Source organism: Rhizobium acidisoli, assembly GCF_002531755.2.
GTDB classification, from domain to species: domain Bacteria; phylum Pseudomonadota; class Alphaproteobacteria; order Rhizobiales; family Rhizobiaceae; genus Rhizobium; species Rhizobium acidisoli.
This window is the reverse complement of record NZ_CP034998.1, coordinates 1,874,031-1,893,904: the sequence shown is the minus strand read 5'-3', so window position 1 is coordinate 1,893,904 and position 19,874 is coordinate 1,874,031. Positions and strand designations below refer to the sequence as shown.

The following is a 19,874-nucleotide window of genomic DNA, read 5'->3' as shown; positions in this document are numbered from 1 at the left end:
CGCAGTCGTCTGCGATGACGTCTATATGCGTGAGGAGACGGCCGACTTCAAGGTAGGAATCGACATGGCTGCCATGCCACCCGTTTCTTGCCTGGGCGGGATTACGCCCCACCTGAGTCCGCGGAAAGGCTTTTGGCGCGGCGGCAGAGACGGTCGAAGGTCTCGAGGAAGCGCGAGCGGTCTTTCGGACTGAAGGCGGCGTTGTAACCCTTACTCTCGCCGGTTTCGCGCAAATGCGCGCCGAGATCGCGCATGGCGCTCGCCATGCCGATATTGGTTTCGTCGAATACGCGGCCCGTGGGGCCGCTGACGAAGGCGCCGGTGGCGACACAGCGCACGGCGAGCGGCACGTCGGCGGTGACGACGACGTCGCCTGCGCCGGCGCGCTCGGCAATCCAGTTGTCGGCAGCATCGAAGGCGTTGGAGACGATGACATTGTGGATCATCGGATCGCGGGAAGGGCGCAGGCCCGAATTGGCGACGAAGGTGACTTCGAGGCCGAGGCGTTCGGCGACCTTCAGAATTTCCGGCTTCACCGGGCAGGCATCGGCATCGACATAGATCATGACGGTATCCCTGCCGTCCGGATGGCCAGCTGGCGGACCATGTCGATATGGGGAATGCCGTCTTCCAGATATTCCTCGGACGCCACGCTGAAACCGAAGGCCTCATAAAAGCGGCGCAAATGCGCCTGCGCCGACAAGGCGATGGGGTTTGCCGGATAAAGCCGTTCGCAAGCGGAGATCGCTTCGCTCATCAATGCATCGCCCAAGCGTTTGCCGCGATGGGCGGGTGAGACGACGACGCGGCCGATCTTCGACGGATCATGCGGCGCGTGCGGTTTCAGGATCCGCGCCGAAGCCAGGAGTTTGCCGCTCTCCAGCAGCCGTAGATGCAGAGCATCGATATCCTTGCCGTCGAGTTCCGGATAGGCACAATTCTGCTCGACGACGAAAACATCGACGCGCATTTTCAAGAGGTCGTAGAGCTCCCGTGCGAGGAGCTCATCGACGCTATTGAGGTCGGCCGTGTAGGTCTTGGAAGGCATCAATAGACCACCACGCCGCGGATGCTTTCGCCCTTGTGCATCATGTCGAAGCCCTTGTTGATGTCTTGGAGTGGCATGGTGTGGGTGATCATCGGGTCGATCTGGATCTTGCCCTGCATATACCAGTCGACGATCTTCGGCACGTCGGTACGCCCACGCGCGCCGCCGAAGGCGGTGCCCATCCAGTTGCGGCCGGTGACCAGCTGGAACGGACGGGTGGAAATCTCCTGGCCGGCGCCGGCAACGCCGATGATGATCGACTTGCCCCAGCCGCGGTGGGAAGCCTCAAGCGCCTGGCGCATCACCTTGGTGTTGCCGGTGCAGTCGAAGGTATAGTCGGCGCCGCCGATCAGGTCGCCATTGCGCTTCGTCATGTTGACGAGATGAGGCACGATGTCGTCACCGACCTCCTTCGGATTGACGAAATGCGTCATGCCGAACTTCTCGCCCCAGGCCTTGCGGTCATTGTTGATGTCGACGCCGATGATCATGTCGGCGCCGGCAAGCCTGAGGCCCTGCAGCACGTTGAGGCCGATGCCGCCGAGACCGAAGACGATCGCCGTCGAACCGATCTCGACCTTGGCGGTGTTGATCACCGCGCCGATGCCGGTGGTCACCCCGCAGCCGATGTAGCAGATCTTGTCGAAGGGCGCGTCGGGATTGACCTTGGCAAGGGCGATCTCCGGCAGCACGGTGAAATTGGCGAAGGTCGAGCAGCCCATGTAATGATGGATCTTGTCCTTGCCGATCGAAAAGCGCGAGGTGCCATCCGGCATCACACCCTGGCCCTGGGTCGAGCGGATCGCGGTGCAGAGATTGGTCTTGCGGGAAAGGCAGGAATAACATTCGCGGCATTCGGGCGTATAAAGCGGAATCACATGATCGCCCTTCTTCACCGAGGTGACGCCCGGACCGACATCGACGACGATGCCCGCACCCTCATGGCCGAGGATCGCCGGAAACAGACCTTCCGGATCGGCGCCCGACAGCGTGAAGTCGTCGGTGTGGCAGATGCCCGTCGCCTTGACCTCGACCAGCACTTCGCCGGCCCGCGGGCCTTCCAGCTGCACGGTCATCACTTCGAGCGGTTTTCCGGCCTGAACGGCTACGGCGGCGCGAACGTCCATCTTCCCAATCTCCCTTTTAGCTTTATTTGACGCAGACCTTGGCATGGCCGGGAAGGCCGGCTCAAGAGAAAACAGCTGGCCGGCGCCGCTTTTGGTTCAGGCGAATTCCATGATCACGGCATCGACGGCCAGGCTTTCGCCGGCCGCGGCATTGATCTTCGAGACGACGAGGTCGCGGTCGGCGCGCAGCACGTTTTCCATCTTCATCGCCTCGACGATCGCAAGCGTTTCCCCCGCCTTGACCTCCTGGCCCTCGGCGACCGCGATGGAAACGACGAGGCCGGGCATCGGGCAGAGCAGCAGCTTTGAGGTATCGGGCGGCAGCTTCACCGGCATCAATCTGTCGAGTTCGGCATGACGCGGCGACAAGACCTTGGCCGTTACCGAAAGCCCCTGCCAGTCGATGCGCAACCCGTTGAGGACGGGGCGGATCTGCGCGGTGATATTCCGCCCACCGACCGTGCCGCTCCAGACGGGATCGCCTGGTCTCCAATCGGTGACAACGCTGCTGTTCTCGCCCGCTATCGCCATCTCCATATCGAAGGGGATGGTGACTAGGCCGTCGAGCAATCTGACAGCAACATGGCTGTCGCCTATTTTGACCACCCAGTGCTCGCGCAGCGCGCCCGATGCGGCGCGCAGGCGATCGGCGAAACGCTCGCGCCGGTTCGTTTCGATCAGCGAGGCGGACAGCGCAATGGCGGCAAGCGTGGCCTCTTCCGTGCTGTCCGGCTTCATCGGCGCGAAGCCATCGGGATATTCCTCGGCGATGAAGCCGGTGGATAGCCGGCCCTCGCGCCAACGCGGATGTTTCATCAGCGCCGACAGGAACGGGACATTGTGCTCGATGCCGTCGACGACGAAGCCGTCGAGCGCCCGGCCCATGGCCTCGATCGCCTCCAGCCGTGTCGGCGCCCAGGTGCAGAGCTTGGCGATCATCGGGTCATAATACATCGAGATCTCCGCGCCTTCGAAAACGCCGGTATCGTTGCGGACCACGATATTGCCGGTCCGGCCTTCGGCCGGGGGGCGATAACGCGTCAGGCGGCCGATCGAGGGCAGGAAGTTGCGATAGGGATCTTCGGCATAGAGCCGGCTTTCGATCGCCCAGCCGTCGAGCCTGATCTCCTCTTGAGCGAGGGCAAGCGGCTCGCCCGCGGCGACCCTGATCATCTGCTCGACGAGATCGATGCCGGTGACGAGCTCGGTGACGGGATGTTCGACCTGCAGGCGGGTGTTCATTTCTAGGAAATAGAAGTTGCGGTCGCGGTCGACGATGAATTCGACCGTGCCGGCGCTTTGGTAATCGACGGCTTTGGCCAGCGCCACCGATTGTTCGCCCATCGCCTCGCGGGTTTTTTTGTCGAGGAAGGGCGAGGGCGCCTCTTCCGCCACCTTCTGGTTCCGCCGCTGGATCGAGCATTCACGTTCGCCGAGATAGACGACGTTGCCATGCGCATCGGCCAGCACCTGAATCTCGATGTGGCGCGGCTCGACGATGAACTTCTCGATGAAGACGCGGTCATCGCCGAAGGAGCTTTTCGCCTCCGAGCGGGCGCGCTCGAAGCCATCGCGCACCTCGGCCTCATTCCAGGCGATGCGCATGCCCTTGCCGCCGCCGCCGGCCGATGCCTTGATCATGACGGGATAACCGATTCCGCCCGCGATCACTTCCGCATGGGCGGCATCCTCGATGACGCCGAGATGGCCGGGCACGGTGGATACGCCGGCGGCATTGGCGAATTTCTTCGATTCGATCTTGTCGCCCATCGCCATGATGGCCTTCGGCTTCGGGCCGATAAAGACGATGCCCTGCTTTTCCAGTTCCGCGCAGAAGGAGGCGCGCTCGGAGAGGAAGCCGTAGCCCGGATGCACCGCCTCGGCGCCGGTCGCCTTGCAGGCGGCAATGATCTTTTCGGCAACCAGGTAACTCTCGGAGGCCGCGGCCGGGCCGATATGCACGGCCTCATCGGCCATCTCGACATGCAGCGCATCCCGGTCCGCGTCCGAATAGACCGCGACCGTCAAAATGCCCATGCGGCGCGCAGTCTTGATCACGCGGCAGGCGATTTCGCCGCGATTCGCGATCAGGATTTTCTTGAACATCGAGACTCCACCCAGAAATGCGTTCCGGAGTTTTACGCACAAAACACCGGAACGCACAATCAGGCTTGAAGAGCATCAGGCAGGCTTGAAGAGCTTCAGGCGACAGCCGCTTCCGAGACCGGTTCTTCGTCGACAATGCGCAGCCAGCGGCTGCGCCGCGGCTCGGCATAGTCGCGCAGCTCGGCGGCGGCCATGATGCCGGCCCAGTGCGGATGATTGGCGCCGGGCAGCGTCGCCTGATCGATCTGCTGGAGCACGCCGTATTCGACCGACGAGACGGGAATGACGCCGCCTTCGGCGACGCTTCTGAAAATGCGCATGGTGAAATCGACGTCCTGGCGGGTAATGCCCCGGCGGTCGACGGCGCGCGACAGCTTGTAGCCACCGATATTGTCGGTGATCGCCAGGCGGAGCTGATCAAGCGCAAGCGCTCTCAATTCACCGGGGACATCGGCCGAAATCTCCATGACATGGAGAATGAGCTCGAGTTCCAGCGCCGAGTTGACGACACCATCGGTCGTGAACATGCGCATGATCCAGGCGACGTTGATCTCATCAAGCGAGCCCTGCGGATAGGTGTAATGGACGATGAAGCCGGCGAGCTGCTCGACGAAGAACGCGTTCCACGCGGCACATTTCTCGGGGCAGGAATTGTTGAGCGCCAACATCGCCACGACATCGTCGGATGTTCGGATGCCTTCCGGAAAAGCATGTTTGCGCAGCAGCACTATATCTTCGGCCGTCAGCCGATGCTTTCCGGCCACCACACAGGCCGGGAAAGCGAGACGAAATTCGCTCATGTTTTAGCTCCAGGCTTCATCATGAAGCCGGAAACTGTTTTACCGTCTGCGAATTGACGATCCCTCAAGAAGCGGAGTTAATCCGGTATTCCCGGGATCAGGAGGATTTTAGCGATCGCGCCTGCAGCCGCTCGCGCCAGATGATGAAGAGGCCGGATGCGACGATGATGAAGATGCCGATCCATTTGGATAAATTCGGGAAATCGTTGAACAGCGCATAACCGAGAACGGTCGCCGAGATGATCTCGAAATATTGGAACGGCGCAAGCAGCGACAGCGGCGCGAGCCGGAATGCCCGGACGATCAGCAAATGCGCGTAGCCGGAGATCGAACCGAGGGCGAGAAGCAGGACAAGACCGAGACCGGAGGAGGGCAGCGAGATGGCGAAATCGGCATTGCCGGAACCGCTGCCGACGAAAAGGGCGGCGGCCATGAACAGCGTTCCGCCGATGCCGGCCATCGTCTGCATGGTCAGCGGCGAATCGGCCTCGCCGATGGCGCGGTTGAGGAACAGATAGAGCGAGAACAGAAAGGCGCAGGCGACCGGCAGCAGCGCCTTCAGGCCGAATATTTCGTAGCTCGGCTGAATGACGATCATCGCGCCGCCGAAACCGACGACGATCGCCATCCAGCGCCGCCAGCCGACCTTCTCGCCGAGGAACAGCGCCGACATGGCCGTCAGCATGAACGGCTCGACGAAATAGATGGCGAAGACGTCGGCAAGCGGCATATATTTGACGGCGACGAAGAAAAGCAGGCTCGCAGCGCCATGCAGCACGCCGCGCAGCAGGTTCATCCATGGCCGCTTGGCCGAAAGCGCCTTCAGCCCGAAAACGGCGACGAGAATCGGCAGCGTGCAGGCGACCTGGAAGAAGAATCGGTAGAAAGTCACCTGGCCCGGCGACATCGCCTCGAAGGTCGCCATATATTTGGCGATGGCGTCCATGGTCGGCAGGATCAGCATGGCGCCGGACATGATGGCCATGCCCTGCAGGGAGTTTTGATGGGCTGGATGCTCTGACATGGCGGCCGATTCATGACGGGGATGACGCCATCAACCATGCGAAGGCCGGCCGATCAAGCCGAGCAACCGCAAATAGCGTCGAGGTGAAATCGAAATCGTCGCTTGGAAAGCGTTTCCCTGAAGGGAGATGGTGCGGTCGAGAAGACTCGAACTTCCACGGGTTGCCCCACAGCGACCTCAACGCTGCGCGTCTACCAATTCCGCCACGACCGCATCGTGGTAGGTGCCGATTTGCGTCGGCGGGGCAGCATGTAGCAAAAGCATTTGGGGTGCACAAGGGCGATATGACAGTTTTTTTCAAAACCGGTCACAGCATTTGAATTGGCCCCGAAACGGGTCCATATAGGTTTCCTGCCGCCCCTTTTTTCAGGCATTTCGGGGAGAGCGGCAAGGAATGGCCATGCTTCGCACCGATCTCGAATTCTCCATGCTCCCGAATCTCGGTAACCGCCCGGTGCGCTGGCGCATCGCCGATGGCCTCGTTGCCTATGAGGAGGCGGTGGAGACGATGGAGCGCGAAGTGGCGGTGATATCAGAGGGCGGCGACGAACTCGTCTGGCTCGTCGAGCATCCACCGCTCTATACCGCGGGCACCAGTGCCAATGCCGAGGATCTCGTCCAGCCGGACCGGTTTCCGGTCTTTGCGACTGGGCGCGGCGGTGAATATACCTATCACGGCCCCGGCCAGCGGGTCGCCTATGTGATGCTCGACCTGAAGCGCAGGCGGCAGGACGTGCGCGCCTTCGTCGCCGCCCTCGAGGACGTCGTCATCCGCACGCTTGATATGATGAATGTGCGCGGCGAGCGGCGCGAGGATCGCGTCGGCGTCTGGGTGCGGCGGCCGGAAAAGCCGTTGCTTGCCGATGGAACGATGGCCGAGGACAAGATCGCCGCCCTCGGGATCAGGCTGCGGAAATGGGTGACCTTCCACGGACTGTCACTCAACGTCGATCCCGATCTCGATCATTTCGGCGGCATCGTGCCCTGCGGAATCTCGGCCTATGGCGTGACCAGCCTGGTCGATCTTGGCTTGCCGGTGATGATGGCCGATGTCGATATGCGGCTGCGCACCGCCTTCGAGGCGGTTTTTGGCGAAACGATGAGCGAAAGCTGACGGCGATCGGACCTCAAGCTGCGGCACTCTGCCGTCAGGATCGGCAAAGCAAAAATCGCTGCTCCTTCAGATGTGAGCGAAGGCCTTAACCTATAATTAGCGATCGCGCAGATATAGGTTACCACAATCTCTTGATGTGGAAGTCTTACGAATTATGAAGAAACTGGCAGCGGCAAGCTCGTCATTCCTCGATATCTATTTCGTTCTCGATATCGTCGAAAAGGTCCTGATCTGCTATTTATTCGTTGCAATCGTCATGCGTATCGTGCCGCAGATGCAGGACAACAGAGCGATCATCGATGGCCTGCTGCTTGTTTCGGAAGGCGCAGCCGCCTTTCTGATCCTGACCCGCCGAGCGACGAGGAATGCGTCGCTACGGGTCTATGACTGGACTGTCACCGCCATCGGCACGCTCTTCCCGCTGCTCGTCTCGCCAACGACGACGGAGCCGCTTGTGCCGCTCTGGCTCTGTGGAATAGTGATGTGCCTCGGCTTCATCCTGCAAATATCGGCAAAGCTGGTATTGCGGCGGAGCTTCGGTCTGGTGCCGGCCAATCGCGGCGTCAAGATCGGCGGCCCCTACAGGTTTGTCCGCCACCCGATGTATGCGGGCTATTTGATGACGCATGTCAGTTTCTTCCTGGCCAATCCGTCGCTCTTGAATTTCGCCATTTATGCGACGGCTCTTGCCGCGCAATGTCTGCGCCTCCTGGCAGAGGAGCGTCTTCTCAAGGAGGATCCTGCTTACGCGACCTTCATGACCACGACCCGCTACCGGCTTGTTCCATTCGTGTTCTAAGATGATGTAGAAGCAGCTTGAAAAGAGAAGGGCCGGTTTCCTGGTTGGATTCCGGCCCGTTCTTTTGTTAGCTCAATGCGTGGCGCGGCATGCTTCCGTGCGGGAGGCGCCGCTGTCGGCACCCTTGGTGTGGGAGCCCTTCGGGCCAATCATGCTGTGGCATGGGGGCAGGGCGTTGATGCTCGCCGTGGCGGTCTTGTCGACGGCAGGGGCGGCCATGGCGCTCGGGGCAAAGCCGTCGCGGTCATTGGTGTAGTCGCTGGAATAGGCCGGGGCCTTACGGTTGGTGTAGTGAACGGGGGCCGGCTTGGACATCTGGCTCGGGGCGAAGCCGTCGCTATCGTTGGTGTAGTCGTCGGAATAGCTCGGCTGGGCGAAAGCGGCGCCTGCAAGGCTGACGGCGAACACGGACGCGGCAAGGGCAAATTTGATGCGCATGGGTCTATCTCCTCAATCTACTGTTGAATTTCACAACATAAAACCAACCCTCGGCGCATCAGAGTTCGCGCCCCAATTCAGGCAATTTTGTGATAAGACGGCGGCACAGCCGCGACCTTTTGTCCAAATGAAATCACAGTGTTGTCACTGAAATTGACGTTCGCGTTACGGAAGCCGCCTAAGCAAAATGACAGGATAGGGCTTCTTAAAAATCATGTTGCGATGCAATCTGGAATTGTTAACTTTTTGTAATGTTGGAAGGCGACACACCGAGGCGGCGGGAGGCTTTGCCGTCCCCGCCGACTATCCATGTCTTGCGCGTGAATCAGTCTTCATTCGGGATATGGGCGTCGACACCGGTCAGCTGCAATTTGTTGCGGACGTGGTGGACGCCGTCGACCGACAGCGCGCCGAGTTCGACCTTACGGGCGATGCCGATCGTCTCTACCGAACCTTCCAGCGTGACGACGTGCCCGTCGGCATGAACTTCGATGCTGTTGATGTCGACCTCGGGAATGTTTTCGAGATTGTCGTTCACCCGCGCTTCGAGTTCGTCGCTTTCATCGCGGTCGATGGTATCGGCCCGCAGCGAATCCTTCAGACGGTTCTCGTTGCCGTCTGCATCCGTGCCGTCGATCCGGAAGCCTTTGTTGGGATCGCTGTCGAAATTTGCCGCCGTCTCGCCATAGGGGCGGTTGGCCGGATCGGCACCGGTACCGTCAGCATAGGGCCAACCGTCGTCGAGATTGTGTTCCTCGAGGTCGCGATAGTCTTCCTCGCGGGAAAGCCCTGCCTTTTGGTCAAAAAGCTTGGCACCTTCGCGGGAAATGGGGGGCTTGTCACCTGTCCTTGCCATTGCAGTCGCTCCTAGTTTCTTTGGGGGGAAACGCTGGGTTTCTCTGCTGGAAACGCCGGCAGCGGCGAATGGTTCGGCGCGGGAGCCGATTTGTCAGGCGTGATCGTCAGTGCTTGATTGTCAACTTGGCGCCTTCTCCCATTTCTTCATGAGGCGGTCGCGCTTCAGCCGCGAGAGGCGCTGCAGCCAGAAAATGCCATTGAGCTGGTCGACTTCGTGCTGGATGCAGATGGCGAGGAAATCGTCGGCGACGTCCTCGTGCATGCCGCCCTCGGCGTCCTGATAGCGGAAGCGGATCGACCGCGGGCGCGTGACCTCGTCGGTTGCTCCCGGCATCGAGACGCTGCCTTCGGCATGGCTCATCGTCTCCTTCGAGAACCAGGTGATTTCCGGGTTGACGTAGAGGCGCACGCCGTCGGTCTTGTCGAGCTCCAGCACCGTCAGGCGGGTGAAAACGCCGATATGCGCGGCGGTGATGCCGACGCCGGGCGCGGCGCGCATCGTCGCCAGCAGGTCGTCGGCAAGTGCGGCAAGCGATGAATCGAAGACGGTCACCGGCGCGCAGACGGTCTTCAGACCAGGATGCGGGTAACGCAGGATCGGGCGAATGGGCATGGGGCGGTATTCCTCGGCTCGGATGCGTGGCGAAACTATCGCCGGCCGCGGGCATTGTCAGCAAGCGACAGGTTTGCTGCTTTACGGCAGGGATGCTTTCAGCTAGCAGGAGCTATGGATTCCGGCCGCGTGAACCTCGCGCGGGGATTCGCTTATCTGCTTGTTGACAATATGTTTTCCGCCGACATTCGCGAATGCGGCGCTGTAGTCGTTGAAATTCGAACCAGATGCGAGGGCGGCAGATGACGACGACCGATGGCGAAGACCGCATCCGCAGGCGTCCCGAGGACGAGGAAGCCGATATCTACGACGAGGACGGCAATGTCCGCAGCGATTTCCTGGCGCTGGTCGGCGCCGCGATCGCCGACCGCGACACGCTGTTCCTGCGCCAGAACGTTGCCCGCCTGCATGAATCCGAAATAGGCGATCTGCTGGAAGCGATCCAGCCGGATCAGCGCCTGGCGCTAGTGCGCCTGCTCGGCGACGATTTCGACATGACGGCGTTGACCGAGGTCGACGAGGCGATCCGCCGCGAGATCGTCGACCAGATGCCGAACGAGCAGATTGCCGCCGCAATCGGCGATCTCGATTCTGACGACGCCGTCTACATTCTCGAAGATCTCGACAAGGAAGACCGTGAAGAGATCCTGGCGCAACTGCCGTTCACCGAGCGGGTCCGGCTGCGCAGGGCGCTCGATTATCCCGAAAGCTCGGCCGGCCGCCGCATGCAGACGGAATTCGTCGCCGTGCCGCCGTTCTGGACCGTGGGACAGACGATCGACTACATGCGCGACGAGGAGGATCTTCCCTATTCCTTCTCGCAGATCTTCGTCATCGATCCGACCTTCAAGCTGCTCGGCGCCGTCGATCTCGACCAGATCCTGCGCACCAAGCGGCAGACGAAGATCGAGCAGATCATGCGCGAGACCAACCATCCGGTGCCGGCCGAGATGGACCAGGAGGAGGCCGCCCAGCTCTTCGAGCAGTACGACCTTCTCTCGGCCGCCGTCGTCGACGAAAACGGCCGCCTCGTCGGCGTGCTGACCATCGACGATGTCGTGGACGTCATCCACGAGGAGGCGGACGAGGATATCAAGCGCCTTGGCGGCGTCGGCGACGAAGAACTGTCGGACAATGTGCTGTCGACGGCGCGCTCGCGCTTCCTCTGGCTGTTGATCAATCTCGGCACGGCGATGCTGTCGGCGAGCGTCATCGGCCTGTTCGACGCCTCGATCGAGAAGATGATCGCGCTGGCGGTGCTGATGCCGATCGTCGCCTCGATGGGCGGTAATGCCGGCACGCAGACGATGACAGTGACAGTGCGCGCGCTCGCCACCCGCGATCTCGACATCTACAATGCCGGCCGCATCATCCGCAGGGAAGCGGGCGTCGGCATCCTCAACGGCATCATCTTCGCAACGATCATGGGTGCCATCGCAGGCGCCTGGTTCCACAGCTATCAGCTCGGCGGGGTGATTGCCGCGGCAATGATCATCAATCTGATGGCGGCAGCCCTTGCCGGCATCCTGCTGCCGCTGCTGCTCGACAAGGTCGGGGCCGACCCGGCAATCGCCTCGTCGGTCTTCGTGACGACGGTGACCGACTGTACCGGCTTTTTCGCCTTTCTCGGCATCGCCACCTGGTGGTTCGGTATCTGAGCTGTCAAAATTGACTATTACGTAAAAGTCAATATTATTGCCGGTTCATGACGGGGAACACATGCTGGTGAACAAATATTATAGCATAACGGAGCTGACGCGCGAATTCGGTGTCTCGACGCGCACGCTCCGCTTCTACGAGGACGAGGGACTGATCCATCCGGAGCGGCGCGGGCGCACCCGGCTCTTCCGGCAGGCCGACCGCCGGCTCATCGGGGAAATCCTCCGCGGCCGGCGCATCGGTTTCACCATTGCGGAGATCCGCGAGATCATCCAGGTCTATAAGGAGCCGCCGGGCGAGCTCGGTCAGCTGAAGCTGCTGATGAAGCGCGTCGACGAGAAGCGCGACGACCTGCGCCAGAAGCGCAAGGATATCGACGACACGCTGGTGGAACTCGACAATATCGAGGAGGCCTGCCTCGGCCGTCTCGCCGAAATCGGCGTCACCACCTGAGCCGAGCTGGCGTTATTCCACCTCGGCGCTGCATTCGCCGGCGATCGTCTGGACCCGTTCATCGTTTTGTACGTCGATCTGGTTTGCCTGCAGCTGAGTCAACAGGCTTTGGGCCTGCAATTTGCTCAGCGTGCATTGGCAGAAGCTTTGGCAGAGCGCTTCGCCCTGTTGCATGACGCAAGCGGAGTTGCATTGCTTCAGGTAAGTTTCGGCCGGATCCGGCTGCGGTGGCGGGACGAGAAGGGAAAGCCCGTAGGCGATGGCGATCAGCACCGGCTGATGGATGAGGTAGAAGGCGAGGCTGTGGCGGCCAAGCCGCGCCGGCCACCAGGAGCCGGTGCCAAGGGCGGCAAGCCGATGCGGCAGCCTGGTTCTGATGGCGATCGAGGCGATGCTCAATCCAGCGAAGAACGGCGTTGCCCAGGGAAACAATGGCACGTAGTCGTTCGACCGATCCGGCATGACGGCAAGGCCGATCCAGGCGAGATATTTCGGATCGAAGAAGGACGAGCGCAGCAGGCCGGGCGTGCCGAAATTATCGATGAGCCAGGCGGTAAGGAGCGCTGTTGTCACGATCAGCGTGGCGGCGAGCGGCAGCCTGATGAAAACGATACCGATCAGCGTCAGCACCGCGATACAATGCAGGATGCCGAAATAGATCCACGTCTCCGGCATGGCGATGCGCGTGGCGATCGAGATGACGGCGGCGGCCGCAGCGATCATGCCGAAACGCTTCCAGAAGGAGGGCCAGCGGACCTCCGGCTTGCTCGAAAGCACCAGGCTGATGCCGACGATGAAGAGAAAGGTCGTGGCGATCGCCCGGGCATAGATCTTCAGCCAGCCTGTCTCGGCCGTGCCCGGCGCGAGGTAACCCATGAACTCCATGTCCCAGCTGAAATGGTAGCTCGCCATGGCGATCAGCGCGGCGCCGCGCGCCGTGTCCAACAGGCCGATGCGCGGCGGTCTTGCCGCCGCATCGGCTTCGAATGCCGGCAATGTCATTACAGTTCCTCGGGCAAATCACGTCCGTCGCTCGACGGCATGTCGCGGCGAATGGCGGAAAGGTTGAGATTCGATGGCGGGCCGGCATCCATGATCGCCAGCCGGGCCTGCGAGAAGAATTGCCGCCGCGCCAGCACGAAGATGACGATCGCCGTCGTCGTCATGAAGACATAGGGGTTGATGAACCAGCCGAGATAACCGATCGACAGGAAGATCGCCCGGAGGCCCTCGTTGAAATTGCTGCCGGCAATGACATTCATGCGGATGACGCGTTCGGCGGCCCGCTCGGCGGCGATGATGTCGCTCTCGGCGTCGCGCAGCATCGGGATCGAGCCGAACAGGATGGTGCAATAATTGAACAGCCGATAGGACCAGCCGAACTTGAAGAAGGCATAGCCGAAAAGCGCTGCCAGCCCGCCGACCTTCATCTCGAAAACCGCATGGCCGCCATGCAAGACGAAGGGCAGGTCGGCGAAGACGGCGTCGACCTTCTCCGTCGCCCCGAGCAGCGCGAAGCAACTGCCCAAGGCGAAGATCGAGGTCGACGCGAAGAAGGCGGTGCCGTTCTGCAGGCCCGCCATGATCTGCGTGTCGATCATCTTCAGGTCGCGGCGCAGCGAATTATAGATCCACTCGCGGCGCCGTTCGATCATCGCATGGGTGAGGCTGGTGCGTCCGAAGAAGGTGCGGCCATGCAGCAGCCAGGAATAGCCCATCCAGACACAGGCAAAGAAGGCCAGAGCGATATAGTCCGCCGTCGTCATCAGTGATTCAGTCTCCGCATGAAGTGCGGCCACCTTACATATGCATCGAAATGCTGCAATGACTGGTAAGGCGGGCGTCATCGTTTTAATGTCCAGCCACAATGTCGCACCGGCTGCATGCGATGTCGGTGGTCCGCACGGACGGAAAACCGGCGTCGCTTAAGCTTGCATCCTCGTAATCAGAAGGCACATCCATGTTTCTCTCGGTATTCGATGTCTTCAAGATCGGTGTCGGGCCGTCGAGCTCGCACACGATGGGTCCGATGTCGGCCGCCAACCGGTTTCTCGCGCTGATCCTGTCGAACGAATGGCCGCGCCCGTCCTCGGGCGCGCAGGTCGTGGCGATCACGGTCAGCCTGCACGGTTCGCTCGCGCATACCGGCATCGGCCACGGCACGGGCAGGGCCGTCATTCTCGGGTTGATGGGCGAGGCGCCCGACAGCGTCGATCCCGACAAGATGGACGGTATCGTCGATACGGTGGAGCGCACCGGCCGCATCACGCCGGAGGGCCATCCCGGCTATCAGTTCCAGCCGAAGACCGACCTGATCTTCGACAAGAAACAGCCGCTGCCCGGCCATGCCAACGGCATGATCTTTTCCGCTTTTGACCGGGACGGCCGGCTGCTCGTCAAGCGCATCTATTATTCCGTCGGCGGCGGCTTCGTCGTCACCGACACCGAGCTGGAACAGATGCGGGCAAAGAAGAATGCGGCTGGCGGTACACGCGTGCCCTATCCCTTTGCCACCGCCAGGCAGATGCTCGACATGGCGGAGCGCTCCGGGCTGTCGATCGCCCAGATGAAGCGGGCGAACGAGGAGAGCCAGCGCAGCCCGGAGGAGCTCGATCAGGGGCTCGACCGCATCTGGGAGGCGATGCGCTCCTGTATCGAGCGCGGCCTCAAGGTCGAGGGCATCATGCCTGGTGGTCTCAACGTCAAGCGCCGCGCCCGCCGGATTCACGACAAGCTGGAGGAGGAGTGGCGCAGCAACCGCGTCAACCCGCTGCTCGCCAACGACTGGCTGAGCGTCTATGCGATGGCCGTCAACGAGGAGAATGCCGCCGGCGGGCGCGTCGTCACGGCGCCGACCAACGGGGCTGCCGGGGTCATTCCGGCGACGATCCGCTATTACGAGCATTTCCACGAGGACTGGGATCAGAACGGCATCCGTGATTACCTGCTGACGGCCGCGGCCATCGGCGGCATCATCAAGCACAATGCCTCGATCTCCGGCGCCGAGGTCGGCTGTCAGGGCGAGGTCGGCTCGGCAGCCGCGATGGCGGCCGCCGGCCTTGCCGCCGTTATGGGCGGCACGCCGGAGCAGATCGAGAACGCCGCCGAGATCGCGCTCGAACATCATCTCGGCATGACCTGCGATCCGGTCGCGGGCCTTGTGCAGGTTCCCTGCATCGAGCGCAACGCGCTCGGCGCGGTCAAGGCGGTCACCGCGGCATCCCTGGCGGTCAAGGGCGACGGCCAGCATTTCGTGCCGCTCGACGCCTGTATCGAGACGATGCGCCAGACCGGCAACGACATGAGCGAGAAATACAAGGAAACGTCGACGGGCGGCCTGGCCGTCAACGTCGTCGAATGCTGAGTTTGTGGACTCGTGCGTTAGAGCGGATCAGCGCTTCACGGAAGCGCTGATCCGCTCTAAGCTTTTGTTTTTACGCAATTCCGGACGGAAAACCGCTTAACACTTTTCCTGGAATTGCTTTAGATGCTTGACGCCTGCCGCCAAAAGGATTTCAACGGCGGCATGGCATTGCATCTCATCAAACTCTGTGTCGGCGCCGACTCGATAGACGATCTGCGCGAATGGGTGGCGGAGCGGTCGCTGCGCGCCATCGCCGCCGGCCTCGAGCCGCATTCGGTGCACACGACGCGCATGGTGCCGAAGCGCATGGAGGAGCTGCTTGACGGCGGCTCGCTTTACTGGGTGATCAAGGGGCAGGTACAGGCGCGGCAGAAACTGCTCGGCATCGAGAGCTTTACCGACGGCGAGGGCATCTCGCGCTGCCGGCTGATGCTCGGCCCGGAGGTCATCGAGACGGCTGTGCAGCCGAAGCGTCCCTTCCAGGGCTGGCGTTATTACACTGAGGATGATGTCCCGCGTGACCTGATGAGCCTCGGCGCCGGCACCGTCGAAATGCCCGCGGACCTTCGCCGCGAGCTGACGGAACTTGGCCTGCTCTAACGCCTGTCACCCAAAAACACGTCTCCGGTCTGGGCGGTAGCACCAAACTTTAGCGCAGGCGCAGTTGCACCGGCGCGCTGCCATCAGGCGAGGTCACATGCAGATGGATGCGGGCTTCGGGCTGGGAATAGCGCCAGGCGCGGGCACCATGGCAAAGCAGCAGATTGATGAGGTCGCGGGTCTTCGGAGACTTCGCCTTCGGCCGCTGCAGGCCGATCTCGGCTAGCCGCATCGCCGCCTCGTGCAACGGATGCAGCGATGAACGCCCCTTGGCTGCCATGCGGCGGTCTGAAGGCATTCCCGGAACATTCTCATTGATCGCCATTGTTTTCCCCGTACGCCATACTGATCGAGTTCAAGAACGATGGCCGGAAACGCAAACACCGATTCCGGCCGTTACCGATGCCGCCGGCCATGTTGCAGGCAGCACCGAATAGCTCATTGGGCAGCCGCCCAGCACTTGATACCGGCCTTCTTCAAGGCCTTGCAGGCATTGACCGCATCGTGCTGGTCGTCGAAACCGCCGAAGCGAGCGCGGTAAAGCTGGTCACCGCCGGCGGCATAGGCGACGGCGAAAGGCTTTGCCGAGGCCAGTGCCTTGCCGCCCTTGCTCTTGGCGCTCTCCAGAAGATCCATGGCCATCTGCCGGCTCGGCGAAACGCCGACCTGCACGACCCAGCCGGTCGGGCCATTATTGCTTGAAGCGGCGCCGGCCGAGGTTGGGGTGGTCGAAGCGGTGGTGACGTTGTCGACCGCCGTATCGGCCTGTTCCGGCTGTACGGAAGCGGGTGCCGGCTTCGGCGCGGTGAGCGATGCCTGCTGCTTGAAGGTCGTGGTCTTGACCTTGGTCGGCGCCGGCATCGGCTGGGCGACCAGCGGATTGTCGGATTTCGGCTGAGCGGTTTCGGTATAGGCGACTTCGGTCTCGGCGACCTGATAACGGGCATCCGGCAGCGGGCCTTTATGCGGCAGGCTGAGATCGGCAGCGGCTGCTGAAACCGGCGGCTGCGCTGCGGTGATCGTCTTTGCCACTTGCGGCTGGGCCTTCTGCGGCATGACCGGAGCCGGCGTCACGATCATCGCCGGGGCAGGGGCTGCCTCAGCGATCAGTGCCGACGATCCGCCGCGGCTCGATGCCTTCGGCAGATAGGTGGCGATCAGATTACGCATCTGGGCGTCGCGGGCAGGCGTCGAGGCGCCGCCGAGCACGACACCGACGATCGACTTGCCGTCGACCTGCACGGAGCTCACCAGATTGAAGCCGGCAGCGCGAGTATATCCGGTCTTGATGCCGTCGACGCCGCGCACCGAACCGACGAGGCGATTGTGGCTGCGGATCGTGCGGGTACCGAACTTGAAGGCGCGTGTGGCGAAATAGCCGTAATATTGCGGGAAATGCTGGCGAAGGGCGATACCGAGACGGGCCTGATCGCGCGCCGTCGTCATCTGCGCCGTATTCGGCAGGCCGTTGGCGTTGCGATAGGTGGTGCGGGTCATGCCGAGCGCATGCGCCTTGGCGGTCATCAGCTGGGCGAAGCGATCCTCGCTGCCGCCGCCGAGCATTTCGCCGAGCGCGGTTGCGGCATCATTGGCCGACAGGGTGACGAGGCCGAGAATGCCCTGTTCGACGGTGATCGTGCCGCCGGCGCGAACGCCGAGCTTGGTCGGCGCCTGAGCTGCCGCATGGGCGGAGAAGGGAACCGGCGTATCGAGACGGATGCGACCCTGCTCCAGCGCCTCGAAGGTCATGTAGATGGTCATCATCTTGGTCAGCGAGGCCGGATATTGCAGCCGGTCGGCATTCTCGCTGTAGAGAACGTTGCCGGTCTTGGCGTCGACGACGATGCCCGCATATTTCGAATTCGCCGCTTCCGCTTCGGCACTGACCGAATCGACCAGGACGACCGTGAGGGCCACCGAAAGGATCGCCATGAGCTTTGCAAAAAAGCTGCCGGATCGGGACGATGATACGGAGGAGACTGACCTTGACACTATTCCACTCTTCGCTTGCATTTCAGATATTTGGCATTCGGATTTCGGCGTCGGGACGGCACGCCTCCCGCAGTACAGCCCGTCTTTTGAATTTACCGATTGGGCGTTACCAATCCGTTTATGATGAATCGTTTATTTCGCTGTCCGGGGAGCATTTTAGGGACTTGTCGCAGAACGGTTCATAAGGCGCGCCTCCACAAAGATGCGGATAGCGGCATCAATATGTTCCCAGTCGTTAAGATGGCTGCTTGAAAAGCGGTAGAGGACGCTGAGATCCCTGCCGACTTTGATATCGCGCTGACAATCCCCGCTCGCTGCCTTGTCCGGGGCTGAAGGCAGGATGCAGCGCACGACGTAATCCGGCCCGCCCTTGACAGGCGCCGTCAGCAGCACCTCGTCGCCGTAACCCGCGTCGGCGCGAAGACGGTGCAGCGTCAGGCCGTCGCGGAAGGGCTCTGCCGGTCCTTCGAGCAGGTGTGAATAGATCGGCTCCAGCCGCCCGGACATATCGCGCGACATGGTGCTCTGGGTCAGTTGCAGGAAGATCAGGCCGGAGGATTGGCCGATATCGTCGAATCGAATGTGGTTTTCCTTGCCGTAGCCCTGCATCTCCGGCCAGGCGAGGTAGAGATCGACACGCTCGGCCGCACCATCATGCCTCTGACTCGGGAAGCGGATCGCATTCTCGGGGAATTTCACGGTGTCGCGGCCAATGGCCAGCGTGATATCGGCGGTGCTGTCGGTGTTGCCGGCAAGCGAGATATGCCGGCCAAACCAACGGCCGCCGATGCTGATGGCGACGGTCAGCACCGCAAGAACGGCGATCACCGCCATGGTGCGGAGGAGAAACCCCATGGAAATAAGCGGCTGCTCGTCGGGTGCGCTGTGCGCGGCATGGCTCATGGCGGTGCTTCGTGTTTCGGTCCGCCGCAGGAGGAACATGAGCCGCCGGTGCCGATGATGAGTCTGATCGGCATGATCGGACCGGCACGGTTAATAATTCACTAAGATTGCAGGGGCGTGGGGCGCCTGCGGACAAAAGCCTGTCCAAAAAAAGAGCGAGCCGTTCCCGGGACAGCGGGAACGGCTCTTGGGCGCCGGTCGGGGACGGGATGCGGGGACTGACCGGGCCGCAGGCTGCAACCGGCATGAGCCGGCAGGCTGTTCTTACTTGACGCTACCGACCGCGACAGCGCGCCCGTCCTGGAGCTTCGACCAGCGGGCCGGATTGTCGGCGGACTGACGCTTCAGGTAGGTGTATTCGGTATCCGACCACAGCAGCACCTTGTTGCGCATGTTGTCGAGAATGAAGTCGCCGTGATCGGTACGAACAGTCAGCACGGCATGGCCTTCGCCGTTCGGCTGCAGCACGACGGTGATCAGCGTGTCGGATGGCGAGAAGCCGTCTTCGATCAACATCTTGCGCTTCAGCAGGGCGTAATCCTCACAGTCGCCGACCGTCGTGGGATAGGCCCAGCGTTCTTCGACGCCGTAGATCTGTTCATCCGTCTCCGGCTGGATCGTCGAATTGACGGTGTAGTTGACCTTGAGAATTTCCTTCCAGCGATCCTCGGTGAGGATGGCCGGCCCGGCATCGCCGCCGGCAAAGGAACATTCCGTCGGATTTGCCTTGCAGAATTCATAGTGCCCGATCGGCGGGCTTGCATTGCCTGCCAGGGCCATGCTGGCGGGCATCGCTTGTCCCGAACCCGCCATTGCCATCATGAGGGCACCGGCCAGAAGGCCGCCTTTCCAGATGTTTGCAATTGTCATTGCCGTCTCCCCGTAAGTTGAGGCGACAATGACACGGACGTTTTTATCTCACGGAAAATTACGCAATAGAATTAAAGGCTTAGTTGATTCAAATGCCTGGAAAACT

At 61.7% G+C, this 19,874-nt stretch carries 21 protein-coding genes and 1 tRNA gene; 6 read left to right on the top strand and 16 right to left on the bottom strand.

The annotated features are described in order from the left end of the window. Positions 1–101: 101 nt before the first annotated feature. From CO657_RS09430 to CO657_RS09400, 7 genes are all read right to left on the bottom strand, one after another. Positions 102–566: a YaiI/YqxD family protein gene (locus tag CO657_RS09430; RefSeq protein ID WP_054183078.1), complete on the bottom strand. Its 465-nt coding sequence runs from the start codon at positions 564–566 to the stop codon at positions 102–104. Continuing rightward, positions 563–1,048: a GNAT family N-acetyltransferase gene (locus CO657_RS09425; RefSeq protein WP_054183079.1), complete on the bottom strand. Its 486-nt coding sequence runs from the start codon at positions 1,046–1,048 to the stop codon at positions 563–565. The genes CO657_RS09430 and CO657_RS09425 overlap by 4 nt, the downstream gene beginning before the upstream one ends. Further along, positions 1,048–2,175, bottom strand: coding sequence for an S-(hydroxymethyl)glutathione dehydrogenase/class III alcohol dehydrogenase (locus CO657_RS09420; RefSeq protein WP_012555864.1), 1,128 nt, complete (start codon positions 2,173–2,175; stop codon positions 1,048–1,050). Before CO657_RS09420 ends, CO657_RS09425 begins: the two co-directional genes overlap by 1 nt. Positions 2,176–2,271: 96 nt before the next feature. Then, positions 2,272–4,281, bottom strand: a complete 2,010-nt coding sequence (locus CO657_RS09415; RefSeq protein WP_054183080.1) for an acetyl-CoA carboxylase biotin carboxylase subunit — start codon at positions 4,279–4,281, stop codon at positions 2,272–2,274. A gap of 95 nt (positions 4,282–4,376) precedes the next feature. Beyond that, positions 4,377–5,081 (bottom strand): hypothetical protein, encoded by a 705-nt coding sequence (locus tag CO657_RS09410; protein WP_012557766.1) that lies wholly within the window; start codon positions 5,079–5,081, stop codon positions 4,377–4,379. A 97-nt stretch (positions 5,082–5,178) separates the two neighbouring features. Beyond that, positions 5,179–6,105, bottom strand: a complete 927-nt coding sequence (locus CO657_RS09405) for a DMT family transporter (RefSeq protein ID WP_054183081.1) — start codon at positions 6,103–6,105, stop codon at positions 5,179–5,181. A 128-nt stretch (positions 6,106–6,233) separates the two neighbouring features. Continuing rightward, positions 6,234–6,318 (bottom strand) — tRNA-Leu (locus CO657_RS09400). Positions 6,319–6,499: 181 nt separating this feature from the next. Between CO657_RS09400 and lipB the strand changes: the two genes are divergently transcribed. Then, a complete protein-coding gene (gene lipB / locus CO657_RS09395) occupies positions 6,500–7,219 on the top strand; it encodes a lipoyl(octanoyl) transferase LipB (RefSeq protein ID WP_054183082.1) in 720 nt (239 codons plus the stop codon). Between the two features lie 154 nt (positions 7,220–7,373). Next, positions 7,374–8,018 (top strand): methyltransferase family protein, encoded by a 645-nt coding sequence (locus tag CO657_RS09390; RefSeq protein ID WP_012557763.1) that lies wholly within the window; start codon positions 7,374–7,376, stop codon positions 8,016–8,018. Positions 8,019–8,090: 72 nt separating this feature from the next. Here CO657_RS09390 and CO657_RS09385 read toward each other — a convergent pair whose 3' ends face one another. The 3 genes from CO657_RS09385 to CO657_RS09375 form a co-directional block, all read right to left on the bottom strand. Next, positions 8,091–8,456 (bottom strand): hypothetical protein, encoded by a 366-nt coding sequence (locus CO657_RS09385; protein ID WP_054183083.1) that lies wholly within the window; start codon positions 8,454–8,456, stop codon positions 8,091–8,093. Between the two features lie 325 nt (positions 8,457–8,781). Then, positions 8,782–9,312: a BON domain-containing protein gene (locus CO657_RS09380; RefSeq protein WP_012557761.1), complete on the bottom strand. Its 531-nt coding sequence runs from the start codon at positions 9,310–9,312 to the stop codon at positions 8,782–8,784. Between the two features lie 120 nt (positions 9,313–9,432). Then, positions 9,433–9,927, bottom strand: a complete 495-nt coding sequence (locus CO657_RS09375) for a peptide deformylase (RefSeq protein WP_054183084.1) — start codon at positions 9,925–9,927, stop codon at positions 9,433–9,435. 242 nt (positions 9,928–10,169) lie between these two features. Here CO657_RS09375 and mgtE point away from each other — a divergent pair, with 242 nt between their 5' ends. Continuing rightward, on the top strand, positions 10,170–11,585 hold the full coding sequence (mgtE, locus tag CO657_RS09370) for a magnesium transporter (protein WP_012557760.1): 1,416 nt from the start codon (positions 10,170–10,172) through the stop codon (positions 11,583–11,585). Between the two features lie 61 nt (positions 11,586–11,646). Continuing rightward, complete coding sequence (locus CO657_RS09365; protein ID WP_037073057.1) at positions 11,647–12,039, top strand: MerR family transcriptional regulator; 393 nt, start codon at positions 11,647–11,649, stop codon at positions 12,037–12,039. Between the two features lie 12 nt (positions 12,040–12,051). Here the strand turns inward: CO657_RS09365 and CO657_RS09360 are convergent, their stop codons facing one another. Together CO657_RS09360 and CO657_RS09355 are read right to left on the bottom strand one after the other, a co-directional pair. Beyond that, the gene (locus tag CO657_RS09360) at positions 12,052–13,041 is read right to left on the bottom strand and encodes a heparan-alpha-glucosaminide N-acetyltransferase (RefSeq protein WP_054183085.1); all 990 of its coding nucleotides are present in this window, start codon (positions 13,039–13,041) and stop codon (positions 12,052–12,054) included. Next, on the bottom strand, positions 13,041–13,805 hold the full coding sequence (locus CO657_RS09355) for a DUF599 domain-containing protein (RefSeq protein WP_012557758.1): 765 nt from the start codon (positions 13,803–13,805) through the stop codon (positions 13,041–13,043). Before CO657_RS09355 ends, CO657_RS09360 begins: the two co-directional genes overlap by 1 nt. Before the next feature lie 194 nt (positions 13,806–13,999). Between CO657_RS09355 and CO657_RS09350 the strand changes: the two genes are divergently transcribed. Next, the gene (locus CO657_RS09350; RefSeq protein WP_054183086.1) at positions 14,000–15,403 is read left to right on the top strand and encodes an L-serine ammonia-lyase; all 1,404 of its coding nucleotides are present in this window, start codon (positions 14,000–14,002) and stop codon (positions 15,401–15,403) included. A gap of 162 nt (positions 15,404–15,565) precedes the next feature. Beyond that, positions 15,566–16,003, top strand: a complete 438-nt coding sequence (locus CO657_RS09345; protein ID WP_054183129.1) for a DUF1489 family protein — start codon at positions 15,566–15,568, stop codon at positions 16,001–16,003. Positions 16,004–16,052: 49 nt separating this feature from the next. Here CO657_RS09345 and CO657_RS09340 read toward each other — a convergent pair whose 3' ends face one another. The 4 genes from CO657_RS09340 to CO657_RS09325 all read right to left on the bottom strand — a co-directional run bounded on the left by CO657_RS09340 (position 16,053) and on the right by CO657_RS09325 (position 19,768). Next, positions 16,053–16,328 carry a hypothetical protein gene (locus CO657_RS09340; protein ID WP_003586322.1) on the bottom strand — a complete coding sequence of 92 codons (276 nt, stop codon included), beginning with the start codon at positions 16,326–16,328 and terminating at the stop codon, positions 16,053–16,055. Positions 16,329–16,441: 113 nt separating this feature from the next. Then, positions 16,442–18,016, bottom strand: coding sequence for an SPOR domain-containing protein (locus tag CO657_RS09335; RefSeq protein WP_054183087.1), 1,575 nt, complete (start codon positions 18,014–18,016; stop codon positions 16,442–16,444). 135 nt (positions 18,017–18,151) lie between these two features. Continuing rightward, entirely contained in the window at positions 18,152–18,937 is a 786-nt protein-coding gene (locus CO657_RS09330; protein ID WP_054183088.1) for a hypothetical protein, read from the bottom strand. Positions 18,938–19,162: 225 nt separating this feature from the next. Beyond that, on the bottom strand, positions 19,163–19,768 hold the full coding sequence (locus CO657_RS09325; protein WP_012557754.1) for a transglutaminase-like cysteine peptidase: 606 nt from the start codon (positions 19,766–19,768) through the stop codon (positions 19,163–19,165). Positions 19,769–19,874 lie beyond the last annotated feature (106 nt).